Annotated in this window: 14 protein-coding genes; 7 read left to right on the top strand and 7 right to left on the bottom strand. The window is 70.5% G+C overall.

All coding sequences use genetic code 11. From position 1 onward, the window contains the following. The first annotated feature begins 537 nt into the window (after positions 1-537). Both P3T29_RS31615 and P3T29_RS31610 read left to right on the top strand, forming a co-directional pair. Positions 538-1,047 carry a SigE family RNA polymerase sigma factor gene (locus P3T29_RS31615; RefSeq protein WP_280720121.1) on the top strand — a complete coding sequence of 170 codons (510 nt, stop codon included), beginning with the start codon at positions 538-540 and terminating at the stop codon, positions 1,045-1,047. Next, on the top strand, positions 1,037-1,525 hold the full coding sequence (locus tag P3T29_RS31610) for a hypothetical protein (protein ID WP_280720120.1): 489 nt from the start codon (positions 1,037-1,039) through the stop codon (positions 1,523-1,525). Before P3T29_RS31615 ends, P3T29_RS31610 begins: the two co-directional genes overlap by 11 nt. Before the next feature lie 381 nt (positions 1,526-1,906). Here the strand turns inward: P3T29_RS31610 and P3T29_RS31605 are convergent, their stop codons facing one another. The 3 genes from P3T29_RS31605 to P3T29_RS31595 all read right to left on the bottom strand — a co-directional run bounded on the left by P3T29_RS31605 (position 1,907) and on the right by P3T29_RS31595 (position 4,760). Next, on the bottom strand, positions 1,907-2,260 hold the full coding sequence (locus tag P3T29_RS31605; protein ID WP_280720119.1) for an antibiotic biosynthesis monooxygenase: 354 nt from the start codon (positions 2,258-2,260) through the stop codon (positions 1,907-1,909). Between the two features lie 130 nt (positions 2,261-2,390). Beyond that, positions 2,391-3,653, bottom strand: a complete 1,263-nt coding sequence (locus P3T29_RS31600) for an MFS transporter (RefSeq protein WP_280720118.1) — start codon at positions 3,651-3,653, stop codon at positions 2,391-2,393. A gap of 213 nt (positions 3,654-3,866) precedes the next feature. Then, positions 3,867-4,760: a hypothetical protein gene (locus tag P3T29_RS31595; RefSeq protein ID WP_280720117.1), complete on the bottom strand. Its 894-nt coding sequence runs from the start codon at positions 4,758-4,760 to the stop codon at positions 3,867-3,869. Positions 4,761-5,198: 438 nt separating this feature from the next. Between P3T29_RS31595 and P3T29_RS31590 the strand changes: the two genes are divergently transcribed. Then, positions 5,199-5,636, top strand: a complete 438-nt coding sequence (locus P3T29_RS31590; protein WP_280720116.1) for a helix-turn-helix domain-containing protein — start codon at positions 5,199-5,201, stop codon at positions 5,634-5,636. Between the two features lie 352 nt (positions 5,637-5,988). Here the strand turns inward: P3T29_RS31590 and P3T29_RS31585 are convergent, their stop codons facing one another. Further along, a complete protein-coding gene (locus tag P3T29_RS31585) occupies positions 5,989-7,197 on the bottom strand; it encodes a Dyp-type peroxidase (RefSeq protein WP_280720115.1) in 1,209 nt (402 codons plus the stop codon). A gap of 102 nt (positions 7,198-7,299) precedes the next feature. Here P3T29_RS31585 and P3T29_RS31580 point away from each other — a divergent pair, with 102 nt between their 5' ends. After that, positions 7,300-8,598, top strand: a complete 1,299-nt coding sequence (locus P3T29_RS31580; protein WP_280720114.1) for a right-handed parallel beta-helix repeat-containing protein — start codon at positions 7,300-7,302, stop codon at positions 8,596-8,598. Between the two features lie 37 nt (positions 8,599-8,635). Here the strand turns inward: P3T29_RS31580 and P3T29_RS31575 are convergent, their stop codons facing one another. The 3 genes from P3T29_RS31575 to P3T29_RS31565 form a co-directional block, all read right to left on the bottom strand. Continuing rightward, on the bottom strand, positions 8,636-9,490 hold the full coding sequence (locus P3T29_RS31575; protein WP_280720113.1) for a hypothetical protein: 855 nt from the start codon (positions 9,488-9,490) through the stop codon (positions 8,636-8,638). Positions 9,491-9,632: 142 nt separating this feature from the next. Next, positions 9,633-12,314, bottom strand: a complete 2,682-nt coding sequence (locus P3T29_RS31570) for an SdrD B-like domain-containing protein (RefSeq protein ID WP_280720112.1) — start codon at positions 12,312-12,314, stop codon at positions 9,633-9,635. Positions 12,315-12,721: 407 nt separating this feature from the next. Then, positions 12,722-13,318 (bottom strand): TetR/AcrR family transcriptional regulator, encoded by a 597-nt coding sequence (locus P3T29_RS31565; protein ID WP_280720111.1) that lies wholly within the window; start codon positions 13,316-13,318, stop codon positions 12,722-12,724. A 69-nt stretch (positions 13,319-13,387) separates the two neighbouring features. Between P3T29_RS31565 and P3T29_RS31560 the strand changes: the two genes are divergently transcribed. The 3 genes from P3T29_RS31560 (at position 13,388) to P3T29_RS31550 (ending at position 15,407) form a co-directional block, all read left to right on the top strand. Then, positions 13,388-13,717 (top strand): antibiotic biosynthesis monooxygenase, encoded by a 330-nt coding sequence (locus P3T29_RS31560; protein ID WP_280720110.1) that lies wholly within the window; start codon positions 13,388-13,390, stop codon positions 13,715-13,717. A gap of 282 nt (positions 13,718-13,999) precedes the next feature. After that, positions 14,000-14,224 carry a hypothetical protein gene (locus P3T29_RS31555; RefSeq protein ID WP_280720109.1) on the top strand — a complete coding sequence of 75 codons (225 nt, stop codon included), beginning with the start codon at positions 14,000-14,002 and terminating at the stop codon, positions 14,222-14,224. A 73-nt stretch (positions 14,225-14,297) separates the two neighbouring features. Continuing rightward, complete coding sequence (locus tag P3T29_RS31550; protein WP_280720108.1) at positions 14,298-15,407, top strand: hypothetical protein; 1,110 nt, start codon at positions 14,298-14,300, stop codon at positions 15,405-15,407. The last annotated feature ends 274 nt before the right edge of the window (positions 15,408-15,681 follow it).

Here is a 15,681-nt window from a genome sequence, read left to right as displayed (position 1 = left end):
CGCTCCGCATGCTCATCCGACGCTCGACAAGCCGCTACCGCTGGGACGGCCGGCCCACCACCCGACGCCTCAAGTGATCCATTTGCCGGTCGGTCCAAGTCCGCCGACGAGATCTTCGAACGTCTCGCCGGCTATCTGAACCGCCTGCCGAACCCCAACCCCTAGATATGCAGCCCTTCTGAGACTCGGGACACTAGCGTGATCTTTCGGTACCCCTGCCCGTATTCCCCACGGATGCCCGGCAGCCGATCCCGGTCGAGGCGGGCGACGGAGCTGCGCATCGTTGTCCTGACATGACGTCACTGCTGTCACCAGCAGATCGGCATCACATTGTCACCCGTCCGCCGGGTCCCGGTGACGAACCCGCTGGTCAACAGGCCCCAGCCGACCGTGCACGCCCCCAGTGACACACTCGCAGATCCAGTGACCCCGACTGCGGATCTGCACCTGCCCCGTCACGGGGACAAGACCTGCCCCAGGGGCCCCAACGAAATCGGTCGGTTGTTCGTGGGAACGGTTGAGAAGGGGAGGTGAGGGATGAGCTGGCACGAGGTCGCGGGCGAACTGTTGCAGTCCCGAGGGTCGGCTTTGAAGAGGTACGCGTACCTGCTGTGCGGTGACCGCGTCGAGGCCGACGACCTGGTGCAGGAAGCGTTGGTGCGGGTGTTCGCCCGGCCGCGCACGAGTTGGGATCTCGAGGCCGCAGAGGCATACGTGCGCCGCGCCATGCTGAACCGCTATCTCGACCAGCACCGTCGGCGGGCACGCTGGGCCCTCCTGGTCCCACGCCTGGCCTTGGCCCGCTCCACGGGTGACTTCAGCCCGGCGAGCGGCGATCGGATCGACCTCGCGAGCGCTCTCGACACACTGTCGCCGCGTCAGCGCGCCTGCGCGGTGCTGCGTTTCTACGAGGACCTCTCCGTGGCCGAGGTGGCCGATCGGCTGGGGTGCAGCCCCGGAACGGTCAAACGGCATCTGAGTGATGCCGTCGCGCGGCTCGGCAAGGTCCTGCAGACCACGTTCGAAGGGAGTGGGCATGTCGATTGAGGCGGACGCGATCAGGCAGTTGCTCGTCGACGTCGCGGACGAGGCCGGGCCGCTGGAAGCGAGCCGGGAGCGGCTGGTGGCGCTCGTACGGAGGCGCCGGCGGGTCCGTACCGCCGCCGTGGCGCTGGCGGTCACCTGCATCGCTGCGGGGGCGGCGCTGACGGTCCGGGTGGAGGCGTTCCCTCGTCCTGCGGCCGGTCCGATGTCGACGCCGACGAAGGGCCACCCGAGACCCATTGAGCCGGGGGACTGTGTGAGTACCCCTCCGAAGCCGGGGGCTTTCGGCGGGGACTGGCGGTCCTGCCAGTACATCGGGCTGACCTTGGACCAGGCCCGCGCACAGGCGGCCAAAGAACACCGGGATCTGGTGATCGGCAGCCGGGACGGCGTGCACTTCCCCATGACCTACGAGCTCCGGAACTCGCGGGTCGTCGTCGGGCTGGCCAAGGACCGGGTGATCAACGCCATCATCGGCTGAGAGGCGCAGCACCCCGACCCCGGCGCCGGTCGGGATGCTGCGGTCCCCGGCGATCGGCAGCGCCGACCGCTTACCGGAACACCGGAGGCCGGTGTTCCCACGCCCGAACCCCCGACCACACGACCGCCACCGGACGGACGCCCACCAGTCCAGGCCCGCAGGCCCGCCGTTCGGCTGATCGGGCATCACGTCCCTTTTGCGCCACCCGAGCTGCCACTGCCTCTTCCCCGTTGACCTGACTGGCTTCGCCCACGTGAAGTAGCAGCATTTGGTCAGCGGTGTCCTTTGACAGCGAAGTCAGTCGCTCGGCCCAGCTGACCTGCGTCGACTGGGTTGGACGGCAAGCGATCATGGTGAGTCTGCTGTCGGGCTCTGCGGGACCTACGCTCGTGTGAACCCGTGGCTCCGCTCCACTTTCGCCACATGGAGCGTGTAGCTCTGGTACCACTCGGCTCGCCCGCGCTTTTGCGCCGCGTGGTGCTCGGCGTTGCCCCGCCACTCCGTGAGCGCGTCGGCGTCGCGGAAGTACCCGACGGTGATGCCCAGCCCGCCCGGAGTCTGCGCGTGGTCCATCCCCAGGTACCCAGGGACGTCCTTCACCAGGTCTTCCATGTGTGCGTTGGTCTCGCCGTAGCCGCTCTGGTCCTCGGTTCGAACCGCAGTGAAGACAGCAACGTAGTAGGGGGGTTCATAGGCATTGACAGGCGCGACAGGCGCTTCGGAGTGATCGCTCATGGCGCCACTGTACGGACGTGGGCGGGTACGCCACCCAGCACCGCCAGCACGTCACCTCGTGTGAAGTTGCACTTTGTTGTCGTGGGGTGCTGCAGCAGTTTGTCGTGTCGCCCTGGGAGTTGATGCCTGGTCAGGACCGTGGCCGCCGGTAAGACGTCATTGTGGTCGCCGCCGTGGGCCGGGTCCGCCCGGCCCAGGCGGCCAACGGGGGGCCGGCCAGGCCGAGCCCCGCGAAGAAGAGCCCGAGCAGCAGCCAGCCGCCCCGCCCGATTCCCAGGCAGGCCGTGGTCAGCACGGCCGGGGCGAGCGCCTGCCCGGCGTCGAAGCCGAGCCCCATCAGCCCCTGGTACTGACCCTGCGCATGGTCCGGAGCCAGCCCGAAGCCGAGGGTGAACCCCGCCGAGGACTGCCATATCTCACCGACCGCGTGCACCCCGATCGCGAGCACCAGCACCGCGACGGCCGCCCCCGCCGGCAGGTCGGCGGCCAGCGCCATCAGCGGGCAGCTGACCAGGAAGAGCAGTCCCGCCTGCCGGAACGCCCGCCCGCCCTGCTCGGTGGTTTCCACCCTGCTCCCGATCCGGACCTGGAAGAGCACGCAGAAGGCCGAGTTGAGCGCGTAGCAGAGCGCCACCGTCCAGCGTGGCGCCTGGGTGTGCAGGGTGATCCAGATCGGCAGCAGCAGCGAGGCAACCTGGTACTGCAGCCCCATCGCCCCGTCCAGCGCGGCGAAGAGCGCGAACGGTCGGTCCCGCAGCGCCGCCCAGCGCCGCTCCAGCCGTGGCCTTGGCCGCGCTGGGAAGGCCGGCACCCGCAGCAGGAGCAGCCCGCAGCCGACGTAGCTGGCCGCGTTCAGCACGATCAGCGCGGCGTATGCGGCCCGGGTGTCGATCTGCACCGCGAACGCGGCACCCACCGTGCCCAGCACCACCCCGACGTTGACGAAGGTCCGCAGTTTCGCCCGGAACACCGCGGGACGTTCCCCGCCCACCCGCGCGACCAGCGCCCCGCGCGCCGCGTTGGTGGCCGACAGCGCCAGCAGGTCCAACGTCGCGATCGCGGTGAACGCCCCCCACCCGTGCACCAGCAGGAACGCCAGCATGGTCGCCGTCTGCACCACCAGCGCCACCAGCAGCACCGCCCGTGGCCCCCGCCGGTCCGCCAACTCCCCAGCCGGCACCCCCGCCAGTAGCCCCACCACCCCGGCGATCGTGAGCCCGATCCCCACCTGACCCGGCGTCAGCCCTACCACCCGGGTGAAGTAGAGCACCGACGCCGTGTTGAACAGCCCGTTCCCCACCCGGTTCACAAAGCTGGACAGCACCATCGCCCGCTGCGGCCCGGGCTCGGGCATGATGCGGGACATCCACTGGGCAAGCAACCGTTCGGACACAGCCGGAGCCTAGTCACACGTTCGAGGGCAGACGGAACCGGCATCAGGGTCAAACTCAGCTGGGAGAGCGCCTACGCCAAGGCCTACCAGATCCAGGTCTCCGACGCCACCACCACCTGGACCACCGTCTACGCCACCGCGAACGGCCCGGGCGGGACCGAGTACCTCACCGCCCTACGCGGCGCCGGGCGCTACGTGTGCCGGCAGGGGTTCTCAGGGGATTCGCAGCAGGGTGGTGAGCGGAAGCGCAGTGGCGTCCTCCGGGGGTCGTGACAGGTGCAGCGCGGTGTGGAAGTAGCCGTCGGTCTCCTTCCCGCGCGGGTCCTCGCCGGCCGCGGTCACCGCGGCGATGGCGTACTGCTGTTCGTTCGCGCTGGTGAAGCGGCGCTGCGGGAACGTGGGGGTGGTGGCTTTCTCGGTGATCAGGCCGTAGGGCGTCAGCGCTTCGGCGATGGGCTGGTAGGAGTCGGTGCGCAGGACGAACGCGGCGACCCATACCGGTTCGCGGGTGCCGGCCAGGAGGGCTTGGAAGGTGCGGTGGGACAGGAAGCTGGCTCCGCCGGTGATGGTGATGAGGCGCGTGTGGTGTGTGGCGCGCAGCAGGGCGGCGGTGGCAGGCACCGTTTCCAGGTTCTCGGCGAAGCCTTCGTCCAGCAGGCCGACGGCGCGTGCGTAGGCGATGGCGTTCGCGGCTGGGTCGAGTCCGATCACCCGGGCCGCGTCAGGTCGTCGATGGGCTGCGTAGTAGGACCGGTCCCGCTCGATCAGCTCGGCCGTGGTGAGTGCGGCCGCCTGCGGGGATGTGTAGTGGGCATACAGGTCCTCCAGCGTCAGGTCGTGGTTGAGAAGGGCTGCGTTGATGCCGTACGAGCAGCAGATGTCCAGCACCGTGACAGGCTCGCCGGCGCGGGCGGTTCGCGCGCAGTCTGTGACCACGCGTCGGAAGACCTCCTGGGCGTGGTGCGGGGTCTGGTACTCCCAGCGGCGGAGGCTGCGGAAGAAGGCCCGGGGGTCCGGCTGGTCGTAGATCTCGTCGAACGACGTCTTCGCCTCCTGGGCCCCGCCGACTCCAGGCGTTTGCGCATCGGTGCTGCGTGCACGAGTCATACACGTGTCCCCATTCTCGGTCCGGGCCCCGCCCGTCGTCGCGTCAAGCAGTAGTGCTTGACGCGCGGGTTGGGAAGAGGACATGGACGAAATCAGCCACTGCCGCCCGTCGGCGCCGACGACGTGGCCGGCGACCGCTGCCCGGCACAAGACGCGGCGTCTGGAGGGATCGGCCTGGTCGCCCGACTACATAGCGTCTGCGGATGGCGGTCACCCATCGACTACGAACACGACCACTGGGCCGGCCTCATCGTGAGCCTGGCCGCCGACAGGAGGTCTCCACGATCAGAGGGGATTGACACCTCCAAGCACCGGATTCGATGTGTCCTCACATCCAACCGGCCCACAGCCCACCAGCGCGAACCGCACCCCGGTGAACCATCCCGGTCAGAGCACTAGGATGGGATGGCGTGGGCATGGGAGTTGGGGAGGCGCGCGATGACTGCCGAGGGGCCAGGGGGAGCTTCGCTCGCCGACAGGATCGAGAGACTGTTCCACATCGTCCGGCGTCCGAACGGCGACGCCCACAGTAACGAGGAAGTGGCCCGAGCCTGCCGGGAGACCACCGGCGAGAGCTTCTCGGCCACGTATCTGTGGCAGTTGCGCACCGGACGCCGGGACAACCCCACCAAGCGCCACCTCGAGGCGCTGGCGCAGTTCTTCCAGGTGCCGCCCGCCTACTTCTTCGAGGAGGACGGGCAGAGCGCGCGGATCGCCGAGGAGCTGACCCTGCTGGGGGCCCTACGGGACGCGGGAGTGCGGGAGGTCGCGCTGCGGGCCGTGACGCTCTCCCCGGAGGGGCTGGGCACGATCAGCGACATGATCGAGGCGATCGCCCGGCGCGAGCGCGGGGCGGGAACCCGGCGCCCGTCCTGATCCCCCGGAGTGTCGGCTGCCTTCTCCACGATGGGTCGGTGGTGGGCCGATCGACGGCTCGGCGGTGGGTGGAGAGCAGCGATGGTGGACGTGAACTGGCGTCGTCGGGCGTAGGACGGGCGTGACGATGCCCGCGACGTGGCGGCCGGGCGGCCTGTGCCTGTGGGGATCGGAGTGTCATCGCCGCAGGAGGCAGCACGAGCCCCACAGGACCCGATGCGAACTGACGCGACGTCATGCGGGTGGGGACGGCAGTGAATTCTTCGCGGCACTGTCGACGATGATCAGCTCCCAGGGCGGGGTCCCCGTCGTCCTCCGGCCTCGACCTTGCGGAATGGTCCGTACGCGGAGGCTAGAGCTGCTCGGCGAGGCTGCCGCCGGGGGCGGCGCCCGGCAGGACGTAGGCCACGGCCGAGGCCTGGTGTGTGAGGTAGGGGGTGAGGGCGTCGCGGGTGGCCAGGCGGTCCTGGACCCGGATGAACTGCTCGGGGCCGCGCATGAAGGCGCAGAACAGCAGGCCGCGGTCGGTCGGGCCGTCGTCGTAGCTGTAGCTGCGCCGGAGCATCCGGGTGCCGCCGTCGAGGCGGGGGCTGGTGAGCCGGACATGGGCGTTGGCGGGGATCACGTAGGAGCCGTCCGGGTTCTTGGCGTAGATGTCCGGGTCGTCGTGCTCGGCCGTGCCGGTGAGTGGGACACCGTCACTGGCGCGGCGGCCGATCACTCGGTCGCGCTGGTTCGCGGGCAGGAGCGCGAAGCCGGCCACGTCCATCCGGATCCGGCGGTAGACCAGCACGGTGCCGTTCTGGTGCGCCCCGGGCGGGCCCCAGACGAACTGCTCGTCCTCCGCCGGACCGGGGTTGGAGGTGCCGTCCTTGAAGCCGAACAGGTTGTGCGGGGTGGTCCCCGGGGCGGTCACGGGCAGGAAGCCGGACTGGCTCCAACGCGGGGTGGCGCCGGCGGACCGGGCGGCGGTGGCGGCGAGTTCGGCGACCACGGTCAGCGTCCAGCGGTCGGCGGCGCACAGCTGGAGCAGCAGGTCGCCGCCGCCGCGCGCCTGGTCCAGCTGGTCGCCGGGGAAGGCCGGCAGCTCGGCGAGCCCGGTGGGGACCTCGAGGCCGAGCCGGGCGGCCAGGCCCGGGCCGACGCCGACCAGCGAGGTGAGCCGGGTGGTGCCGACGCCCTGCAGCCGGGCATCCGACGGGGTGTCGGAGGCCGCCGTGGCGAGGGTGCGGGTCAGCCCGTCGAGGACGGCGCGCAGCGTCTGCCGGTCGGCGGCGGCGGAGGTCTGCGGAAGGTCGAGGGCGAGCAGTTGGGTGGCCGGCTGCTGGGGCGCCGTCACACCGGCCTGCCGGGGCCCGTGGAAGGGGATCGCGTCCTCGGCCGGCGGGGCGGCCGAGGCACGCTCGTGACCGGCCGTCAGGTCCTTCCCGGCCAGGTCGTCGGCCACCGCGCCGAATCCGGCGGCGAGCACCGCACCGGCGGCAAGCAAGGCTCTCCGCCGCCCGATTCCGGCGCTGACCGGGCGGGCGTGATCCTGCGCGATTTCCGGTTCGGTGGGCATACGGTTATTGGAGACGATAGAACACCTGTCATGCAAATGCTGTCTGCTCAACCTGCATTGAATCTCCATCGGTTCCGACCGGCCGGGCCGTGGGCGCCGGCGGTGCGCCTGTCGGTGCTGGTCGCGGCGACGGCGCTCGCGGCCACCGGGTGCTCCTCCTCCGGTTCGGCGTCCGCCGACGCGAAGCACCCGGCCGGGACCGTGCTGCGGGTGCCGCAGGACTTCCACGCGGTGCAGCAGGCGGTGGACGTCGCCCGTCCGGGGGACACGGTGCTGATCGGCCCGGGTGTGTACCGGGAGAGCGTGCAGGTCACCAAGCCCGACGTGGTGCTGCGCGGCACGGACCGCAACGCGGTGGTCTTCGACGGCGGGGTGCGACTGGTCAACGGCATCACCGCGACCGGCGCGGGCTCGGTGGTGGAGAACCTCACCGTGCGCGACTACCTCGCCAACGGCGTGCTGTTCACCGGCGTCACCGACCAGAAGCTGCAGCAGCGCGGGGCCGGCGGCTCGGCGTACGACCCGCTGGACACCTCCCGCTTCCCGGCCGTCCAGGGCTTCCGGGCGGCCCGGGTGACCTCGTACGACAACGGCCTGTACGGCATCTACGCGTTCGACGCGCACGGCGGCGTGATCGAGGACTCCTACGCCTCCGGGCAGGCCGACTCGGGCATCTACGTCGGCCAGTGCCGGCCCTGCGACACCCTGGTCCGCGGGAACACCATGGCGCACAACGCGGTCGGCATCGAGATCACCAACGCCTCCGAGGGCGTCTCGGTGCTGGGCAACCTGGTCACCGGCAACCGGGTCGGTGTCACCGTCAACTCCAACGACCAGGAGGCGCTCGCCCCGCAGCACGGCGCGGTGCTCGCGGGCAACGTGATCACCGACAACAACGCCGCCGACACTCCCGAGCAGGCGGACGGCGGCTTCGGGATCGGGATCGGCATCGGCGGCGGCACCGGGGACCGCGTGCAGCGCAACCTGGTCCAGGGCAACACGGCGGTCGGGGTGATCATCACCGACCCGCCGGGGCACCCGGCGAGCGGCGACCAGGTCACCGGCAACCGGGTCACCGGCAACGGCGAGGACCTGGTGCTGGCCGCCGCCGACCCCGGCAACTGCTTCAGCGGCAACCAGCCGGCCACCCAGAGCCCGGCCGGACTGGAGGGCCTGGCGAGCTGCGGGGCGAGCGGGCGGGGCAGCCTGCCGAGCGGTCAGGCGGCCTCGGTGCAGGCGCCGCCAGGCGTTCCGTTCAGCCAGGTGCCGGCGCCGCCCGCGCAGCCCTCGATGCCCGACCCGACGGTCGCGGCCGGCCCGGCGACCAGGCTGCCGGGGACCGTCGATCCGGACGCGTACCCGCTGCCCACGGACGCAGGCGCGGTGCCGGCGGCGCACTGACGTATCGTCAGATCTTCGTGTGCCGGGGGGTCGAGTCTCAGCTGGTGCCCGTGTCCCACGGTGCCTCCGGGAGCTTGGCGTCGGCGTCGTGCCCGGTGAACTCCAGGGTGGTCGGGGTGCCAAGGCCCGGCATCCGCATCGTGACCCGGAGCAGGCCGCCGTTGCCGTCCACCCAGTAGGTCAGCGGCGACTTTCCGCCGTCGGGGCCGGTGCCCGGGGTGGTGCCGGTGGCCCGTGGGCCGGAGATCTTGTCGTAGTCGCGGCCGTCGACCCGGTCGCGGCCCAGCCAGCGGGCGCCGGACTGGGCGAGCAGCAGCGGGTTGTCGGGCCGGTCCGCGCCGAGACCGATCAGCAGTTGGAGTCCGGCGTCCAGCGGATCGGTGGTGTAGGAGCGCGGCGACCAGCCCGAGCGGGGGATGTGCTCGGCCTGCTGCCACGCTGGGGTGCCGTCCAGCGCCGGGGCCAGGCCCAGGCCGTCGCTGTCCCAGACGATCAGGCCGTGGTCGAGCTGCGGGGCGGCGGTGGAGCCTGACGTGCCTGACGTGCCGGACGAACTGGACGAACCGGTGAACCCGGCCCCGGTGCTCTGGTAGCTCCCGACGCCGTGGCGCGTCCGGTAGTCCACCACTCCGCTGACCCGCAGCACCACGCCGCCACCCTCGGCGGCGGTCAGGGTCACCGCCACGGGGCTGGCCTGGTACAGGTTCAGTCGCGTCAGCGCCAGCCGGGAGGCCTCGTCCGTCGTCACCGGCCGCTCGCCGCTGCCGCCGGACAGGCCCCGGTAGGCGGCCACGCCGCCCACTGCGGCGCCGCACACGGCGAGCGCGATCAGGGCCCTGAACCAGCGGGTCCGGCACGGCGCGGGGCCGGCGGTCCTGGTCTTGCGAGCCATGCGGTTGCCTTCTCTCATCGCTGTGGGTGTGCTCGGGTCCCGGTCGATCGGTCACGCAGACGGGCGGGTTCGCCGGCCAGTGACCGGCGAACCCGCCCGATCCGGCCCCGGGATCACCGGTGCCGGCCGCCCCCCGCGGGGCCTAGCCCTGCTGTGCCGAGGCCTTGCGCCTGCGCATCAGCACGAGCACCGTCGCGCCGACCGCAGTGAACGCGGCGCCACCGACCAGGGCCAGTGGAACCAGCTCGTCCATGCCGGTGAAGGCCAGGTGCGAGCCGGGCGGCGAGCCCGGGCCCGGCGCGACCGGTGCCGGCGTGGACGGGGCCGGCGTCGCTGTCGGGGACTGGCCCGGCGTCGGGATGACGATCTTCTGGTTGACCGCCGTCACCGAGACCCCGGTGGTGAGGTTGTCGGCGGTCAGGACCAGCGGCCCGAAGACCGTCGATGCCGGCGCGGTGTAGCCCGCGGGCGGGCTGACCTCCTGCCAGTAGTACGTCCCCACCGTGCCGCTGTCCTTGCAGATGCCGTCGGCCCCGGTGGTGCAGACGCCACCCACCTTGGTGTCCGGCTTCGACCCGCCGGTCTGCAGGCCGTCGATGCCGTTGCTCTCCTCCCACAGTTGGAACCTGGCTCCGGCCAGCGGGTTGCCGTCCTGGTCGTGCTTGACCACGCGCAGCACGCCCTCCTGCTGCCGGAAGCCGAAGTCGTAGGTGTGGTTGTTCTCCCCGGGCCCACCGGTGGTCAGCGCCTTCACGGGGTACGCCGTACCCGGCGGCACGGTCCCCTTGGAGTCGATGAAGTGGTTGATCCCGACGTTCGCGTCGGTCGGCACCCACTCGTAGAGCGGACCGCCCTTGGCGTAGTCGGCCGGGTTGTCGAGCTTGACGGTGTAGTCGGTCTTCGGCTTGAGCCCGCCGGTGACGTCGGAGTCGTCGAAGTAGTACTCACCCCGCGCCGTCGTCTTCGTCGTGCCGACCAACTTGCCCGACCCGTCGTACAGATGGATCGTCGCCCCGGCCACCGGCAGCCGGCCCGGATCCTGGATGCCGGTGCGCTGCGGGTCGTACCAGACGCGGTTGCCGATCTGCAGCGGCGCCTGGTCGCAGAGCACCTCCAGGTCGCCCATCGAAGCGCCCTTGCCGAATGCCGAGTTGACGCCCGCAGGGTTGAGCCGCAGCCCGTCCGGCGGGTGCTGCTTGCCGTCCCGCCCGACGAAGGCGGTGCCGGTCCCGAAGGCCGTGCTGTTGGGGTCGAAGCTGGAGACCGCGATGGTGTCCTCCACCTTGGAGAGCGCCATCCCCGCGAACGCGGCATTGTGGTGGGCCCCCAACCGGCTGTTGTCGAAGAACCGGGTACCCCGGGGGGAGAGCCCGCAGCCGGCGTTGGTGTCCATCACGTACGTCCCGCCCGACAGGCAGGCCTTGTTCAGGTCTCCGCCCGACAGCACCATGCCGGGGGTTCCCAGCGTGGGGCCGGCCGGTGCGCGGTCGCCGAACCGGTCGCGGAAGGCCAGCAGCATCGAGCCGTCGGTCTCGAACCCGATCTCGCCCAACTCCGGTTCCGGCTGGGCCAGGTAACTCGTGCAGGCTTGGCCGTTCTGCGAGGTCGGCCAGGTGTTGGTCCAGGGCCACCACCCCGTACCGCCGTCGCACGCGCCCGAACCGACCGTGGACTGCCGGGGGTAGTCCAGCGGCTGGTCCAGCACCGGCTTGCCGAAGGCCCCGGTGGCGAGGTTGAACGGCATGACCACGGCGCGCAGGTCGGAGGCCTTGCCGGTGGACTCGCCGGAGCAGACCCCGCCGACGTAGCCGGCGCCGTCCTGCATGCCGAGGCCGAACGGACGCCAGTCCCCGGCCGCCGGGCAGCCCGGGTCCGGGATGCTGAAGGCGGCCTTGGGCGCCGCAGCGGTCGCGGCGGTGGCGTCGTACTCGTAGAGCTTGCGGTTGTCGAGGTTGACGACGAACAGGGAGGACCCGTCGTCGGTGATCTTGATGCCGCCCAGGCTCTCCTTGCCGGGCGCGGCGAGGAAGGCGTCATCGGTGCCCGGGCCGTGCACCGTCGTGCCCGCGTCCGGGACGACGGTGAAGAGCGAGGTCTTCTTCGCCGCGATGTCGGTCACGTAGATGCCGCCGGGCCCGCCCGGACCGTAGTCCGTGGTGCGCTTGGCCACCGCCGAGGAGAAGACCCGCTTGTCGGCCTTGTTCCAGGCGATGCCGTACAGCGTCCCGGTGTCGGCGTTGGTGGCGATGTCGGTGACGTTGACACCGCCCGCGCCGTCCTGCCCGCGCGTGTCGTACGGGAACGAGACCAGCGTGCGCTGGGATCCGCCCTCCCGCGTGGCGGGCTGACAGGTCGTCACCAGCGGCGCGTTCTTCTGGCAGTAGTCGCCGGGGCTCCACAGACCGGTGGTGTAGGACACGCTCTTCTTGCCGGAGAGGTCGACGAACTCCTCGTTGCTGCTCAGCTGGGTCGGTGCGCCGTCCAGGCCCTGCGGTGAGGCGAAGGCCGGGAACAGCACGCCCGGCTGCGGATTCACCACCTGCACGCGGTACTTGCCGCCGGTGGCCTTGGTCTGTGCCGGGGCCAGGGTGACCGTGCCGTCGGCCGCCGTGACCCCGGCGATGCTGGTGCCGGCGTCATCGGTGAGGGTCACCGTGACACCGCCAATGCCCGGTTCCAGCCCGGGCGTCCAGGCACCGCTGGTGTCAACGGCCCGGATCACCCGGACCGTCACCGTGCCGTCCCCGGCCTGCGGGTACGCCGAAGGCGCCAGCACTAACGAGCAACTGCCGAGCCCGACGACGAGCGCCGCGACGCCGCCCATCGCGCGCGGACCAGGTATGCCTGGCCATCGCCGACCGGGCCCGCGCGTGCTGCCTGCTACTTGTTCACGTGTGTCTGTCATCCCCTGCTCTCATCGTTCACGTGGGGGCGACTGCCCAAATCAGGGAGGGAGTACATGAGATGGCGGAGAACCGCCTTGCGTGCGAGCTTAAGGGGGATTTAGGCAAGATCTTGGCGAAATGGCGAAGTACGTCTTCATGAAGCTGTCGAGCGATGAGAGCGTGCTGGTGAACCGTGCTGTAGCTCGATGAGCTGTGGTTTTCTGGTCGGGCGGGTGTGGTGGTGGCCGGGTCGGGGCAGCCGGCGGACGGTTGGTTCTGTCCTCATGCCGTCCATGGAAGTGACACGAAACTCGGAACGGTCAAGGTGCCTTCACCCAGGGTGGACCTACTCGGCTGTGCGCTGCGGGGCGTCCGGCCACACGTGCCGCAGGACCCGTTCTGCCCAGTCGTCGGGTATGTCGGAGGTGGCGATATACCGTGCGTAGAACGAACCGATCAGCATGCTGGCGAGGACGTCGGGGTCTGCCGAGTCCGGCAGTTGCCCGGAGCTGATGCCCTCGGCCAGGGCCTGGCGCAGCGCTTCTCGGCGCGGTTCGACCAGCCGGCGGCGGAAGGCGGCGAGCAATTCCGGATGGCGGTGCTCTTCGGCCAGCAGCGTGCCGACCACCGCCATGGAGTTGCTGCGCAGCAGGTTGGCACGGAAGTTCCGCAGGACCGCGAGGGCGCGGCCGCGTGGTGGCCCTGACTCGGCGGGCATGCTCTCGACCCGCAGTGAGTCGATGACCGCGACGGCCACACTGGCCTTGCCGTGGAACCTGCGGCGCACGGCAGGGACTGTCGTGCCGGCGGCGGCTGCTACCGACTCCAGGGACATCCCGGCGTAGCCGGCCTCGCGGAGCTGCCGCTCGGCCGCTGCCAGGATCGCCCGGTCCAGCTCGGGGTCTCTCGGCCGCCCCGCAGGCCGCGCTCTGACAGCGCTCACTGGACATCCTCCTGGCGAACATTATATTCTGATGCCCTATCATAACGTAAGTATCCCAGGAGGCTTACTGTGACCACCGACCCGCTCCCTCCGACCGCGGTCGTCCGCGTCTCACGCGGCAACTTCGATCCCGCCCGGTTCCCGGAAGTCCAGGAGGCGACCGCGGCGATCAGCGGCTTCCTGATTCCGGCCGTCAAGGAACTGCCCGGCCTGATCAGCTACCACTGGGCCACCTCGCCCGACGGTTCCTTGGTCAACGTCAGCATCTGGGAGTCCGACGAGCACGCAGAGCAGATGAGCCGGCTCAAGGAGATGACCGTGGATGCCCGGGCGATAACAGAGAAGGCCGGCGTCACCTTCATCCCCATCGTCAACTACCCGATCGACTGGACCATCTGACCGCTCTTTGGCAGAGCCCGTAATTCCCCGGGCCCTGCCTTGGTATGGGCCTAGCTCCGAGGGCCGCCGACCGGTGGGCGGATGGTCGCGGTCCCCGCGGCGAGGTCAACCCCGGTCTTGGGGGGAGCGCCGTCATTCTCGTCATCACGGAGGACCAGTTCGACCCTGCGCTGTTCCAGTTGCGCCTGCTTGCCGGCGTGGAGGAGAGCGTGGAGCTCCTCGGTCGCGGCTGCTCCGACCCCACGCCTACCCGGGTCGCTGCGTCGCAGCACAATCTGTCTCGTGCCGGCCAGCAAGAACACCGCGACCAAGGCAGCGGGAAACAGCAGGCTTACCGAGACGCTCACCAAGCTCAACATGTCCGGACAACGCCCCGTCCACCGAATGCAGTTCCCCGACGCCGGCACCCATCTGCGACAGAGCCACTGGCTGTACAGACCCGGCTTCGGTCTGCTGCTCCGCCAGGACATCCTGGACGGCTATCGCAAGGCGGCCCGCCAGGGATAGCGGGCTTTCGAGCTCCGTCCCCAGCGGTGTCCGCATATAGGACAGCTATAGGCGCTGCGGCCACCGTGGAACCATGACCCGACGAAAGAGCATTCGGCAGTTCCTGCTCACCACGATCACGGCACTAGGTGCCGCCCTCTCCCTGGGCACCGCGCCGGCCATGGCCACCACGCCGTCCTGGAACCAGCTCCCCATCCCGTCCGTGGGATCGCTGCACTCCATCACCGCCTTCAGCAGCACGTCGGCCTTCGGGACGACCTACCAGCCGTGCGGAGGGAGCACGTGCAGTCAGCTGTGGCAGCTGAACGGTCAGAACTGGAGCCAGTTCAGCCTTCCCACCGGCTTCGGCGCCGCTGCCATCACCGGAACCAGCGCCACCGACGTCTGGTTCCTCGGCGGAACGACCACCGCCGGAATCGTCTATCACTGGGACGGTCAGAACTGGGTCGACCGCAGCCCCGGGGTGCCGGGGTACTACGTCCAGGCCGCCGCAGCGGTGTCGCCCACCAGCGCGTTCTCGGCCGGTGTCTTCTACGGCAACAGCGAGGTCGCCGGTGTCGGCCACTGGGACGGGAGCACGTGGACCGTCACCAAGCTGCCGCAGATCACCGGCGAGAACACCATGCTGACCGCGGTGTCCGCGGCGTCGGCCAGTGACGCCTGGGCCACCGGGCAGCAGTGCAAGCCGACCGGCAACGACCGGTGCCAGCCCTACCTGGCGCACTGGGACGGCACCCAGTGGTCGCAGGTGACCGTCCCGTCGCTCACACCTCGCAGCGCTCTGCCCCAGGCAGTGATCAGTCGCAACGGCGAGGTCTGGATCGCGGGACGGGAGACGGACCTCGACGGCGGCACCAACCCGGACCGCATCTTCGCCGAGCACTGGGACGGCCAGAGCTGGACCACGGCCTACCTCCCGGTGAACATCTCGGCCGACGGCTCCTACAGCTACGTCACCGGGTTGGCCTTCCACGGCACGGACCTGCTGGCCGGCGTCTCGCACACCCTGAACGAGGGGGTCATGGACTGGAACGGTTCGTCCTGGGCGCCGTACCCCGGGCCGCTGACCACGACCCCGACCGTCAACTCCCTCGTCGGCACGCCTGACGGGCAGGTCATCGCCGCCGGAAACGGAACCGACGCGACCGGCACGCATGACTTCCTGGCCGACCTCCCCGGCTAGCCAGGGCGCGGGATCGTGATCCACGTCGCCCGCGCGGCCCTGAGCTGCAACTGTACGGCGCCGGTTGCAGCTCAGGCCCCCTGACCGGAACCGCCACCGCCGATTCCGGCCCCGCCTCACCACGTCCTCGAAGGCGCGGTCGGCTGACGGCGTGCCACTTGTCACAGGGGATGGCGCGCCTCGGTTCGGTGGTGTCTGTCTGGGCTCTCGGCCTGGGGTGATGCCGTCGTGGCCGGCCACCTCGTCGGGCTCCGGCCAGGGATCCCGTTGGTGG

It is taken from the genome of Kitasatospora sp. MAP5-34 (genome assembly GCF_029894335.1).
GTDB lineage: Bacteria > Actinomycetota > Actinomycetes > Streptomycetales > Streptomycetaceae > Kitasatospora.
The sequence above is the reverse complement of the archived record's forward strand: the minus strand, read 5'-3'. Positions and strand labels throughout refer to the sequence as shown.